Source organism: Citrobacter sp. Cpo030, from assembly GCF_030333005.1.
In the GTDB taxonomy this organism is placed as follows: Bacteria; Pseudomonadota; Gammaproteobacteria; order Enterobacterales; family Enterobacteriaceae; genus Citrobacter; species Citrobacter portucalensis.
This window is the reverse complement of record NZ_JAOWGT010000041.1, coordinates 20,227-32,807: the sequence shown is the minus strand read 5'-3', so window position 1 is coordinate 32,807 and position 12,581 is coordinate 20,227. Positions and strand designations below refer to the sequence as shown.

Sequence of the window (12,581 nt, the reverse complement as noted above, 5' to 3'; positions counted from 1 at the left end):
TGATGCGCTACGCTTATCAGGCCTGCAGACTTAACAGCAACGCGGAACAACCAAGGGGGTTGGGAAACGTGAAAAGGAGGGATTAACGATTATATTGTGCTAAGAGTGAAGGGATCTCTTCTGCCAGCACCGGGGGAGAAATGAAAAAGCCTTGAATTTTGTCACAACCAATCTGCATCAACCGCTCCAGTTGGGACTGGGTTTCCACCCCTTCGGCAAGAACTTCAATGCCAAAATTATGCGCCAGGGAAATAATACCCTCAACAATCTTTGTTGATCGGGTGTCGGGCTCAATACCGGTGACAAATTCCTTATCAATTTTTAAGGTATCAAAAGGATATTTCAACAGGTAATTAAGATTAGCATGACCGGTTCCAAAATCATCAAGCGCAAGCTTGACCCCTATCGCCTTTAATTCCGTCATATTTTTAGCCGCAATCTGGCTGTCACACAGCGGTGACGTTTCCGTGACCTCTATTTGGCATCGATGGACCGGCAATCCGGAAGTGGCAAGATTTTGTCTGACGCGTTGGGGTAACAGAGGATCGCAGAATTCAAGCGCGGAAATATTGACGGATAATACAATGGGGTCAGGCCAGGAAGTTGCAACATCCCACGGAGAGTGAGTAACCATATCTTCAATGGAAATAATATTGCCGCTATCTTCCAGTAAGGTAATAAAAACATCGGGAGAGATCATACCCATCTGAGGACTATTCCAACGCATTAATGCTTCAAATCCGCTTATACGCTGAGCATGCAAGTTGAAAATAGGCTGATAAACCATATAAAGTTGACTGGTATTCAAAGCCTTTTCAAGCGCAGTTAGCACCTCATTGGAATTAAACATTCCCCTCTCCCTCTACAAATCATAAAATTAAAAACCAGTCAAAATCACTCCCGAATTGTATCTACTATTAGGTGTATTACATCAGAAAAGAATGGTCAGGTTAGGGTAAAAAAGACATACGATGGGTAAATCTGACAATTAACTTATTTAAATCAGAGGTATTGATCAGGCCAAGCTTGGCGACGACTCTCATCTTATGTGCCTGAATCGTTTTATAGTTCAGGCTAACTAACTCAGAAATTTCTTTGGCTGTATAACCACTTACCAGTAAGTTCAGGATCTGCTGTTCTCTTTCGGTTAATCTCTTCTGCGAACGATACAGTCGGGGGTTCCATTTCCCGACTGATAATGTCGCCAATTGACCAAAATCACGCAGTGAAGATTTTTCAGTCAAAACTATTGTTTTTTCGACATATAATAACTCTACGCATAATTTCGCCACCAAACTATCAGCAACAATCACCACGACGTTATTATAAAATTTGAATCGGTTTTTATTCAAAAACTGAACAATGTCTGAACACGCTTGTTCATTATCAATGATATTAAAAACCATGGTTTGATGCTGGCATAATGATGACTGATGCAACATATCCTCAAACTGGAATGTTTGTATCGGTACATGTTTGCTGGTCAGGTAGGCAAACATACCATTGCCCACAAAATTATCACTGCCACACATCAACATCCTGTTCACCGTTCCTTATAAGCTTCTAATCTTGTTACTCATTAAAAATTTAATAATGATTTTCTCGACTTCAGTCTCTTCACGACGATTTTTAAAGTCGAACTCACATGAAATCTGATGACAGGAATACAACTGATTATCCTCATCAAATTCATTGATCGGGACGACATCGATCACTTTTAAGTCCAGTTGTAAACTGCCAAAGGTATCGAAATCCAGAGATGCATTTTTAATCACCGCATCTTTATAAAGAAAACGGGCGTTTACATCTTTAACGATTAACGCACAACCCCCCTGCGAAATATTTTTAATCTTGAGAGAGTAGTTTTCTCCATTTTTGTAACGACCAAAACAGAAAAAGTCATAACCCTTCAGGAATGAAAAACGCTGATTTTGTCTCTGCTGGGCAAAGAAAATCATATCCGGGATGAAGTAGGATAATCCTGCTTCCGCACCTGCTGACGAGGTTTGTTCGAACCTGGCACTAAATTTTACAATCCCGCTTTCGCTGTGCAGGATAAAGTATTGGACCTTTTCAGGAACAATATCTCCGTGTCCGGAGATGACAAACCGTTCGAAATCAACCTTCTCTAACTGCGTGATAACGCTACTGTCTCCACACAGGATTTCCAGTTTCGTTTTCTTATGAAGCTCTTCACGAAGGATAGCGATGATTTCAAACTTGTCTTCCTTTGCTAAGCCAAAGCTCATTCTAAAACCCTTATTTCCATATTTAAGATATGTCCCGCCTTTGGTTACTCACAAAACGCGAGATCAGCATCCACCCCTGGTGCTTAATTACCATAGTGGATTCCATGTCAAACAGTTGGTTAAAAATTAAGTTTTTAACTATCTTTAGTCATTTATTGATACGTAAAAACATTTAATCAGGATTAATTCTAGCTTAAGACATGCCTAAAACCACGCGAACTTGTTGATTAACTATAACAAAAATGAATAACAAGCTTTTTTGAGATATGATTTTGAGATAACAAATAGCAAGAATTGTACAGAAAAAAATAGAGAAAAATGGAGCTTTTATGGCCGGAAGACTACGCAGTATGCGGGTTGCCGCGCTTTCACAGGAAGGAGGAAAAATGCTTACAGCACTATATCATTAATCAGGGAAATAGAACTGATTAGTTATTCTTCTAAACTGAATAATCTTATATTTACAATAAATTTCCCTTAAGGCAGAAAAAAAGCCAGCATCCTGCTGGCCCGGTAAGTACCGAATCGAACTATAGTGGCTTACTATCTTACAGAGGGCACAACGTTAAAAATTCAATACTGCTGCTTAATTATTGATCGGGATGAATCTGCGATGATCATCACTGCTCCCGCCAACATTAACGTGTCTTTCAACACCAACCGTCCGGCGCCTGACAAGTACGGAAATCCGTAGTGTAAATCACCCAGTGGCATTACCCATGCCTCTGGTGTGGTTATTAAAAATGATAAGGTAACAATTGGTGTGGCAAATGCCAGAACGCCGCCAATTAATCCCAACCAACGGCTAACAGGATTAGCCAGCACCAGCAAAGCGATAAGAACTTCGACTACGCCCAGGCCATTTGAGAACGTATACGTGTTATTCGCCGTCTGCCATTCACGAGCCTGCGGTTTGAATTCACCTTCGTGGGTTAAATGTTGTTTGTATTCTTCTGGATGCTCATAAAAAAATGACATTACCGGACTATTGGCGACAAACGGCGTAATGCTGTCGGCTTCGTAAGGTACAAATTTTAATAAACCAATCCAGATAAAAACAATCGCGATACTCAAGCGAATCAAGGTTAATCCAACCCTATCGCCTTTGCCCAATATACGAAGATACTTTTCCATCCCGGCTCTCCTCACTTGTACAAAATTGCCGTTGCGTGAGTGCTGCTATCAATGCGCATTGAGGTAATTTTCCAGGAAGTCGCATTCTTTTCCTGCGCCAGTTTCGCAATGGCATCTTCCACCACGGAAGGAGAGCCAGACACGGCTGATACGCTAATGTGGGCAACCTCTGTTTGCGCTAACGCGGAAAATGTCACCGGAGCAGTCAGTAACGCAGTCATTAGTAACGTAGATTTAAACATGTTCATTTCTATTTCCATTAACGAGTTATTTCAGTGGGAATATAATAAAACATGTCACTTTATTTTATTCCATCCGTAACGCCAGAATAACTGTCAATTAGTATCAGGAATATAAAAAACAAATAAAAAAAAGCCCCACACGGGTGGGGCAAATATGCAGACTACGCTATTATCATTTAATGAGAGAAAAGAGATCGTTTAGTGATTCGCTCATGCTTGGATGGGTAAATATTTGGTCACGCAATGTGGTATAAGGTAACCCTGCATCCATAACCGTCTTGATGATATTAATCATTTCATGAGAATCCACACACAACAGCGATACGCCTAATATTTGTTTCGTTTCACTATCCACCACCGCTTTAAGAACACCACGCGTATCATTCATCACCCGCGCTCGCGGGATAGCCGCTACCGGCAACGTCACGACTTGCACCGCCGCACCGCTGGCGCGAGCCTGTTCTTCAGTCATTCCGACGCGGGAAAGCGGCGGCGTCATAAAGACGGAATACGGTACGTTTTGACGATCGCCCGTGTTACGTACCCCCTCGCCTAGCAGGTTGTCACGCACAATACGGAAGTCATCCAGCGAGATATAGGTAAATTGTAATCCACCAGTGACATCGCCCATTGCCCAAATGTTATCTGCCGATGTACGCAAATATTTATTCACAACAATGGCACCACGATCGTTTACATCCACACCCGCTTTCTGCAATTGCAGGTTTTCTGTCGCCGGTTTGCGACCTGATGCTACCAACAGCGCATCCACCGTCTGGGCCCCCTCCGGCATGTGCAGCTGTACTGCACCATCATGAGAGGAGACCGACTGCACGTTGGCATTGAGGATCAGCTCGACGCCTTTGTCGCGTAAAATGTTGGCGATAGCGTCAGCAATATCCCGGTCTTCACGAGGCAAAAACTGCGGAGCTGCTTCATAAATAGTGACTTTGCTACCAAAGTTGGCAAACATTGATGCGAATTCAACGCCGATATACCCACCGCCCAAAATGCCCAGACGCTCTGGACGTTGCGTCAAATTCAACAGCCCGGTGCTGTCAAATACGCCAGGTGTCGTGGTTAATCCCTCAACGTTTGGAATCGTTGACTGGGCGCCAGTATTAATAAAGATTTTCTCGCCGCTCAGCTCAATCTCGCCTGTTGACTGCACGACTCGCACAGTATGGTTATCAACGAATTCAGCACGACCTTCAATCACATCCACGTTTTCCAGATCGGCAAGATTATGGAAATTTTTATCGCGCAGAAAACTGACAACAGAGGCCTTGCGTTGCATTGCTTCGGTAAAGTCATGCTGAAGTTCAGCATCATGTACCAGGGTTTTGGTTGGGATACAGCCGATATTGATGCATGTCCCGCCATACATGGTGTTTGACTGTTCAATAATCGCTACCCGCCAACCCGTTTTGGCCAGTGTTGCCGCCAGCGTTTTACCCGCTTTGCCAAATCCAATAATAATCGCCTGATACTGATTCATGCTGTCTCTCCGCCAAGTCACTGTTCGTTTGATGAACTGAAATATAGCTCTAACTCTGCCTGAACAATGTATCCACAACTCGCCGATAACTGTCAGATCGTCTAAATTAGCCTTAAAGATGACTAACATTTCTAGAATGAATCATTACACTAACACTTTGAAGGTATTAATATAATAATGAAATAAAGAGATAATAGCGTTTCAATAAACGACAACAAAAAAATGTTCAGGAGTCTCCATGGATGCCCTTAGCCGATTACTGATGCTTAACGACCCACAAGGCTCAATTGACCAAAACTGCCTACTGAGCAGGGACTGGCAACTGCCGCACGCAGCAGGTGAATTGTCCATTATCCGCTGGCATACGGTCACACAAGGTGCAGCCCAACTGGACATGCCCGATGGGACATCTTTTACTCTGCGGCCCGGTACTATCGTGATCCTGCCGCAAAACTCCGCACATCGGCTCTGCCAGTCTGGCGATGAACAAACACACATTGTTTGTGGCAGCCTTCGATTGCACGCTTCCTCACGCTATTTTTTAACTGCGTTACCGGAAGTATTGGTTCTGGCACCTGATGAAAATAGCCCTGTCAGCCATTGGCTCAAGGCCATGATTGCTTTGATGCAACAGGAATCCATGAGTACTCTGCCAGGTTCCAGTGTAGTCTGCAGTCAACAATGCGCCACACTGTTCGCCTTAGCCGTTCGCGAATGGTTAACCAAGGCGACCCCCGTTCAAAACGTGTTGAATCTACTGCTTCATCCCAAACTAGGGGCTGTCGTCTTCATGATGCTGGAGTCCCCGGCGTTTGCCTGGACCGTCGAAGAACTGGCGAAACGTGCGCATATGTCGCGGGCCAGCTTCGCGCAGCTATTTCGTGAAGTCTCAAACTCCACGCCGCTCGCAGTATTAACCACTTTACGCCTGCAATTCGCTGCCCAGATGCTGTCACGTGGGTCGCAGCCATTGGTTGTGGTGGCCGAGTCGGTGGGCTACGCCAGCGAATCGTCATTCCATAAAGTCTTTTTACGAGAATTTGGCTGTACGCCGGGCGAGTACCGCAAACGCGTGAAGGCACTGGAGGTATAACGCAGCGCCTGCTTCGGCGACCAAACCGACGCAGGCGAGCGTTTCAAAGCATTACTTTTGGCTACGGTGTCTGTGCAGCCACATCAGCTTATACGCAGCCGGAATAATGAATAGCGACAGCAATGGCGCGGTGATCATGCCGCCAATCATCGGCGCGGCGATGCGGCTCATGACTTCTGAGCCTGCTCCCGTCCCCCACAAGATAGGTAACAGACCCGCGATAATCACCGCCACGGTCATCGCTTTTGGCCGCACGCGCAGCACGGCACCGTGATATAACGCTTCATCCAGCTTGTCCGCCGTAAAGGTTTGCGGATTTTCCAGCGCGGGTTCGGCTTCAATAGCGTGGCGCAAGTACATCAGCATCACCACGCCAAACTCCGCAGCAACACCTGCCAGGGCGATAAATCCGGTCCCTGTTGCGACCGACATATGGAAACCCATCCAGTAAAGGAACCAGATGCCGCCCACCAGCGCAAAAGGCACACTGGTGATAATCAGCAGCGCTTCGCCAAAGCGACGGAAGGCCAGATAAAGCAAGACGAAGATAATCATCAGCGTCATTGGCACCATCAACTTGAGCTTATGGCTGGCGCGCTCAAGCAGCTCGAATTGCCCCGAAAACGCCACGCTGGTCCCCGGCTTTAACTGGACCTTTTCAGCAATAGCCTTTTTCAGATCGTTCACCACTGAGACCATGTCACGATCTCGGGCGTCGATGTAAATCCAACTGGTTGGTCGCGCATCTTCGGTTTTCAGCATCGAAGGCCCCGAAACCACCGTCACATCGGCGACATCCGCCAGCGTAATTTGCTGTTTCATGGGCGTCAGAATCGGCAGATTACTCAATGCTTCCGGGCTATCACGATAGCTCTGCGCATAGCGCAGGTTGATAGGATAGCGTGCAATCCCTTCCACCGTTTCGCCCACCATTGCCCCTCCTACCGCTGAAGTGACAAACAGCTGCACTGCACCTACGGTCATGCCGTACCGGGCCGCTTTTTCACGATTGATATCTACGTTGAGATAGCGTCCGCCCACCAGACGCTCGGCCAGCGCCGAAGAGACACCCGGCACGGTTCTGGCCACCTCTTCAATTTGCTCCGCCGTGGCGTCGATATCTGCCAGAACATTACCCGACACCTTAATGCCAATTGGGCTTTTGATCCCCGTAGAGAGCATGTCGATACGGTTACGAATCGGCGGAACCCACAGATTCGCCAACCCCGGCAAGCGTACGGTTTTGTCCAGCTCGGCGATGATTTTGTCCATCGTCATCCCCGGACGCCACTGGTCCTGCGGCTTCAGTTGGATCGTCGTTTCAACCATTTCCAGCGGCGCGGAGTCTGTTGCGGTTTCTGCCTTACCGGTTTTACCAAACACGCGTGCCACTTCAGGAACGGTCATGATCAGCTTGTCGGTTTTTTGCAGCATGTCCGCTGCCTGCGCCGCTGAGATCCCCGGCAATGTCGAAGGCATATACAGCAGATCACCTTCGTTAATCTGCGGCAGGAATTCACCACCGACTTTATTCAGCGGGTAGACAACCGTCAGTATTGAAAGCACCGCCACCAGAATGGTGGTCTTGGGCCAGTGCAACACCTTCAGCAACAACGGATGGTAAATACGGATCAGAAAACGGTTAAGCGGGTTGCTGCTTTCGGCCGGTATTTTTCCACGGATCCAGAATCCCATCAGGATCGGAATAACCACAATCGCCAGAAATGCCGCGCCTGCCATGGCATACGTTTTGGTGAACGCCAGCGGGCCAAACAGTCGCCCTTCTTGCCCCTCAAGCGTGAAAATGGGGATAAACGACAACGTGATGATCAACAGGCTGATGAACAATGCCGGGCCGACTTCTACCGAGGCGTCAGTAATAACCTTCCAGCGCGTTGTGTTATCGAGCTTTTCATTCGGATGATGATGCCCCCACTCTTCCAGCCGCTTATGGGCGTTTTCAATCATCACGATTGCGGCATCAACCATCGCCCCGACGGCAATGGCAATTCCCCCTAGCGACATGATGTTGGCGTTCAACCCCTGGAAATGCATCACGATAAACGCGATACACAGCCCCAGCGGCAGGGAAATAATCGCCACCAGCGCCGAACGCAGATGCCACAGGAACAACGTGCACACCAGCGCCACGACGATAAACTCTTCCAGCAGCTTGTAGCTGAGGTTATCAATGGCGCGATCGATGAGCTGACTGCGATCGTATGTTGTAACTACCTCTACGCCTTCCGGCAGGCTGCTTTTCAGCGTATCGAGCTTGGCTTTAACGGCAGAGATCACCTCACGCGCATTTTTACCGGAACGCAGGATAACCACCCCGCCCGCGACTTCGCCTTCGCCATTCAGTTCGGCGATCCCACGGCGCATTTCCGGCCCAATCTGTACGCGCGCCACATCGCGCAGGTAAACAGGTACACCGTCGGCCCCTGTTTTCAGGACGATGTTATTGAAATCATCAAGCGTTTGCAGATATCCACTGGCACGGACCATATATTCCGCTTCGGCCATCTCAACAGATGAGCCGCCCGCTTCCTGATTCGACGTATCCAGCGCCGATTTCACATCCGCCAGGCTGATGCCATATTGCGTCAGCTTCATCGGATCGATAACGACCTGATACTGTTTAACCACGCCGCCTACCGAGGCGACTTCCGCCACGTTAGGAATCGTTTTTAACTCATACTTTAAAAACCAGTCCTGAAGAGAACGTAATTCCGCCAGATCATGTTTCCCGCTGCGATCCACCAGCGCATACTCAAATATCCAGCCGACGCCCGTAGCGTCCGGTCCCATTTCCGCGCTAACGCCAGCCGGTAATTTTCCCTGAACCTGGTTGAGGTACTCCAGTACGCGCGAGCGCGCCCAGTAAGGATCGGTACCATCTTCGAAAATGACGTATACGTAAGAGTCGCCAAACTGCGAGAAACCGCGCACCGTCTTCGCGCCCGGAACCGACAGCATGGTGGTGGTCAGCGGGTAGGTCACCTGGTTTTCAACAAGTTGCGGCGCCTGACCCGGATAGCTGGTTTTGACGATCACCTGAACATCAGAGAGATCGGGCAGCGCATCAACCGGCGTATTGATGATGGTCCAGGTTCCCCAGACGCTGAGAAACAGCGCCCCCATCATCACCAGAAAACGGTTTGCCACCGAACGACGGATAATCCATTCAATCATTTATCATGTCCTCAGTGTGAATGGGTCGCCTGGGCTGGCATGGCGGCTGCGTCTTGCGTCTTACTGTTCTGAGCGCGCATACGGTCCAGTGCGCCAGAGATATTCGCTTCGGAATCAATCAGAAACAGGCCACTGGACACCACTTTTTCGCCTTCGGTCAGGCCGGAGCGGATAGCCGTCAATCCCTGAGATTCATGGAATACCGCAACCTGTTTCGGCACAAATCGGCCTTCGTTATCAACGGTGATTACCCGCTGCTCGGTACCCGTATCAATCAGCGCTTTAGACGGGATCAGCAGCATTGGCTCGCTTTGTGTTTTCAGTTGCAGGTAAGCATTCATCCCAGGCTTGAGCGCCTCATCGGGGTTATCAACCTGCAAACGGATTTGCAACGTCCGCGTGGTCGCATCAACGCTTGGTAAGATACTCCACTTGCTGATGGTGAAAGGCTTATCCGGCCAGGCGGGCACGGTGATGGTAAATTGCGAGGCATCTTTAATCAGCCAGGCGATTGATTCCGGAACCGACGCGCTGACCCATACCGGGTCCATACCCTGAATTTTCGCGACCACATTGTCTTTAGAAATGTTCATACCGGTACGCAAATCGAATGCGGTGATCACCCCATCGATAGGGGCTTTCAGGGTAAAGCGGGTCTGAATTTTACGCGTTGATTTTAAGCGCTGAATATCCGCTTCAGGCATTCCAGCCAGACGTAATCTCTCCAGAATCCCTTCCACCTGCGTCGCGCTACCTCCCGTTTCCCGCAGCAATAAATATTCACTCTGCGCCTCAACCCAATCAGGAATAGTCAGGTCGATCAGCGGCGAACCCTGCTTAATTTTGTCCCCCACTGTCAGCGGGTAAACCTTCTCGATAAAGCCCGCAGAACGTGCCTGAACAATAACAAACTGGTATTCGTTATAACTAACGTTGGCCGGGAAAGTTTGCGCGTAGTGCAGTGGTCCACGACGCACTGGCTCTGTTTTCAGCCCCAGGTTCTGGGTCTGTGTAGGATCGATGCGCACGCCTGGTGATGACGCGTTCGCGGTCTCTTCATCGGCATATTTCGGGATCAGATCCATATCCATAAACGGCGATTTACCCGGTTTATCGAAGCGCGTGTTCGGATACATGGGGTCATACCAGAACAACACTTTTCTGGCTTCTTTTTGCTGAACTGGCCCGGCTACAGACGATATTTTTGCCGATGAATAATAAGTATAAACACCGACAGAAATAATCCCGCCGGCAATCATGCTACCGAGAATAAGCGCGGTATTTTTAATATTTAAAGACGCCATAGTGATTTCCATTGCGCGATAGTCTCGCCCGCGTTCGCAAAAACCCGGGCAAGAATAAAAGAGACCAGCGAGAACGTTATTTACTGATGTGAATATCGCGTAACACAGAGAGATTTCCCTGCTGAACAAACGTAAACGCGACCTTATCGCCAGGCTTAATATCATCAGCCTTCGTATCAGCAACCAGCGTAAAGCGCATCGTCATGGCCGGCCAGTTCACCGCTGGAATAGGGTCATGTTTGATCGTGATTTTTTTACTCTCCATATCAACAGCTTCAATCACCCCGGTAGCACTAATGAGTTGTTCCTGTTGAGCCGCTGGCTGCATATTCATCATCTCGCCATGCTGATTTTCATTGGCCTGGGCGTTAAACATAACCATAGAGAAAAGGCTAAACAGCACGGCTTTGGCGGTAGTATTCATACATCATGCTCCTGAAAAGTTAATATTAAGGATTACTCCACCCAACCGCCGCCTAAGGCAGCAAACAGCTTAATTTCATTAACCTGTTGGGCGTAATTAAGATCGAGCAGCGATTGCTGCGTAGCGAATAAAGAACGTTCTGCATCTAATACTTCGATATAGCTAACTGCACCATTCTGATAAAGCGCTCTGGCGCGCTGTAGTGTGATTTGCAATGAATCCAGGTAACGCTGCTGCCCGCTAATTTGATCGGCAATGCTTTGGCGCAACACCAGTGCATCCGCCACTTCTTTAAACGCGTTCTGAATTTTTTGTTCGTAATTCACTACTGACTGTTGCTGGCGAATTTCTGCCAGGTCGAGATTGGACTGATTACGTCCGGCGTTGAAGATTGGAAGATCTATTTTGGGGACAAAATTCCACATGCCGCTGGAGGCATTAAATAAATTGGAAAGATCGCTACTGCTACTGGACACGGAACTGGTCAACGTTATCGACGGAAAAAATGCCGCCCGCGCAGCACCGATATTGGCATTTGCCGCCAATAATCCGTGCTCAGCTTCCATAATATCCGGGCGCTGCAACAGTATTTGCGACGAAAGCGATGGCGGCAGCGTTACCGGTTTAAGATCCCCACGGCTGCGCGCCTGGTCATCGGGTAATTTCCCGTATGTACCCAGCAACAGTTGCAGCGCGTTATTGGCCTGTGCCAACTCACCTTTACGCTTGGCAATTTCGCTACGCGTACTTTCAATCACACCGCGTGCTTGTTCCAACGCCAGTACGTTGGTGCTACCGGTTATCAGTTGCTTCTCTACAAAAGCGTAAGAGCGCTGATAGTTTTGCAGCGTTTCTTCGGCAACTTGCAACTGCGCGTAAGCCAGGCGCTGGTTGAAATAACTTTGTGACACGTTGGAAATTAATAAGATATGCACCGCCCGACGCGCCTCTTCGCTGGCGAAGAAGTTCTGCCGTTCGGCTTCACTCATATTTTTAAGCCGCCCAAAGAAATCCAGGTCGAAACTGAGATTGAGTCCAGCTTCGAATTCACGATCGGTGCTGCTATCACCTTTTAATTTACCGCTGTAGGTACCGCTGGAGCCTGCCGTGATTTGCGGATAACGGTCAGCGTCCGTGACGCCATACTGCGCTCGCGCTTCCTGAACCTTCAGCGTCGCCATGCGTAAATCGCGGTTATTGATCAGCGCCTCACCAATCAACGCCTTCACCTGGTCGTCAACAAAAAAGGTTCGCCACCCCGTGTCCTGGTATTCGCCAGGAGCCGACACCAGGGAATTCTGGCTTAAAGAAAATTGCTGTGGCACCGGCAAAGCCGGGCGCTGATAGTCCGGCGCCAATGAACAACCAGCGAGCACGAATATAGCGCTGAGAGTAAGAAGCTTAAATTTGCTCATAGTTCTTCTCGTCCTGACCGGACTGAT

Annotated in this window: 11 protein-coding genes; 1 reads left to right on the top strand and 10 read right to left on the bottom strand. The window is 48.4% G+C overall.

Annotated elements, in window-relative coordinates:
* Positions 1–82: 82 nt before the first annotated feature.
* The 6 genes from OGY37_RS02110 to rclA all read right to left on the bottom strand — a co-directional run bounded on the left by OGY37_RS02110 (position 83) and on the right by rclA (position 5,123).
* Entirely contained in the window at positions 83–850 is a 768-nt protein-coding gene (locus OGY37_RS02110; protein WP_003831149.1) for a putative bifunctional diguanylate cyclase/phosphodiesterase, read from the bottom strand.
* Positions 851–950: 100 nt separating this feature from the next.
* On the bottom strand, positions 951–1,532 hold the full coding sequence (locus OGY37_RS02105; protein WP_174785022.1) for a helix-turn-helix transcriptional regulator: 582 nt from the start codon (positions 1,530–1,532) through the stop codon (positions 951–953).
* Positions 1,533–1,553: 21 nt separating this feature from the next.
* Complete coding sequence (locus OGY37_RS02100; protein WP_148362295.1) at positions 1,554–2,249, bottom strand: flagellar brake protein; 696 nt, start codon at positions 2,247–2,249, stop codon at positions 1,554–1,556.
* A gap of 573 nt (positions 2,250–2,822) precedes the next feature.
* A complete protein-coding gene (gene rclC, locus OGY37_RS02095) occupies positions 2,823–3,383 on the bottom strand; it encodes a reactive chlorine resistance membrane protein RclC (protein ID WP_126318916.1) in 561 nt (186 codons plus the stop codon).
* Between the two features lie 11 nt (positions 3,384–3,394).
* Positions 3,395–3,625, bottom strand: coding sequence for a reactive chlorine resistance periplasmic protein RclB (gene rclB, locus OGY37_RS02090; protein ID WP_186336574.1), 231 nt, complete (start codon positions 3,623–3,625; stop codon positions 3,395–3,397).
* Positions 3,626–3,797: 172 nt separating this feature from the next.
* Complete coding sequence (rclA, locus tag OGY37_RS02085) at positions 3,798–5,123, bottom strand: reactive chlorine resistance oxidoreductase RclA (RefSeq protein ID WP_286619946.1); 1,326 nt, start codon at positions 5,121–5,123, stop codon at positions 3,798–3,800.
* Between the two features lie 238 nt (positions 5,124–5,361).
* Here rclA and rclR point away from each other — a divergent pair, with 238 nt between their 5' ends.
* On the top strand, positions 5,362–6,216 hold the full coding sequence (gene rclR, locus OGY37_RS02080; protein ID WP_048214745.1) for a reactive chlorine-specific transcriptional regulator RclR: 855 nt from the start codon (positions 5,362–5,364) through the stop codon (positions 6,214–6,216).
* Positions 6,217–6,267: 51 nt separating this feature from the next.
* On the opposite strand, the gene OGY37_RS02075 is transcribed toward rclR, so the two are convergent.
* From OGY37_RS02075 to OGY37_RS02060, 4 genes are all read right to left on the bottom strand, one after another.
* On the bottom strand, positions 6,268–9,411 hold the full coding sequence (locus OGY37_RS02075; RefSeq protein WP_286619943.1) for a CusA/CzcA family heavy metal efflux RND transporter: 3,144 nt from the start codon (positions 9,409–9,411) through the stop codon (positions 6,268–6,270).
* Between the two features lie 11 nt (positions 9,412–9,422).
* Complete coding sequence (locus OGY37_RS02070; protein ID WP_286553696.1) at positions 9,423–10,715, bottom strand: efflux RND transporter periplasmic adaptor subunit; 1,293 nt, start codon at positions 10,713–10,715, stop codon at positions 9,423–9,425.
* A gap of 76 nt (positions 10,716–10,791) precedes the next feature.
* Complete coding sequence (gene cusF / locus OGY37_RS02065; protein ID WP_003831139.1) at positions 10,792–11,139, bottom strand: cation efflux system protein CusF; 348 nt, start codon at positions 11,137–11,139, stop codon at positions 10,792–10,794.
* Between the two features lie 32 nt (positions 11,140–11,171).
* Positions 11,172–12,554, bottom strand: coding sequence for an efflux transporter outer membrane subunit (locus OGY37_RS02060; RefSeq protein ID WP_149281857.1), 1,383 nt, complete (start codon positions 12,552–12,554; stop codon positions 11,172–11,174).
* Between the last annotated feature and the right edge of the window lie 27 nt (positions 12,555–12,581).

What these genes read in the sequence shown, in the direction of transcription:
- OGY37_RS02110 (WP_003831149.1), bottom strand. Translation starts at nt 850, where the DNA reads ATGTTTAATTCCAATGAGGTGCTAACTGCGCTTGAAAAGGCTTTGAAT.
- OGY37_RS02105 (WP_174785022.1), bottom strand. Translation starts at nt 1,532, where the DNA reads ATGTGTGGCAGTGATAATTTTGTGGGCAATGGTATGTTTGCCTACCTG.
- OGY37_RS02100 (WP_148362295.1), bottom strand. Translation starts at nt 2,249, where the DNA reads ATGAGCTTTGGCTTAGCAAAGGAAGACAAGTTTGAAATCATCGCTATC.
- rclC (WP_126318916.1), bottom strand. Translation starts at nt 3,383, where the DNA reads ATGGAAAAGTATCTTCGTATATTGGGCAAAGGCGATAGGGTTGGATTA.
- rclB (WP_186336574.1), bottom strand. Translation starts at nt 3,625, where the DNA reads ATGTTTAAATCTACGTTACTAATGACTGCGTTACTGACTGCTCCGGTG.
- rclA (WP_286619946.1), bottom strand. Translation starts at nt 5,123, where the DNA reads ATGAATCAGTATCAGGCGATTATTATTGGATTTGGCAAAGCGGGTAAA.
- rclR (WP_048214745.1), top strand. Translation starts at nt 5,362, where the DNA reads ATGGATGCCCTTAGCCGATTACTGATGCTTAACGACCCACAAGGCTCA.
- OGY37_RS02075 (WP_286619943.1), bottom strand. Translation starts at nt 9,411, where the DNA reads ATGATTGAATGGATTATCCGTCGTTCGGTGGCAAACCGTTTTCTGGTG.
- OGY37_RS02070 (WP_286553696.1), bottom strand. Translation starts at nt 10,715, where the DNA reads ATGGCGTCTTTAAATATTAAAAATACCGCGCTTATTCTCGGTAGCATG.
- cusF (WP_003831139.1), bottom strand. Translation starts at nt 11,139, where the DNA reads ATGAATACTACCGCCAAAGCCGTGCTGTTTAGCCTTTTCTCTATGGTT.
- OGY37_RS02060 (WP_149281857.1), bottom strand. Translation starts at nt 12,554, where the DNA reads ATGAGCAAATTTAAGCTTCTTACTCTCAGCGCTATATTCGTGCTCGCT.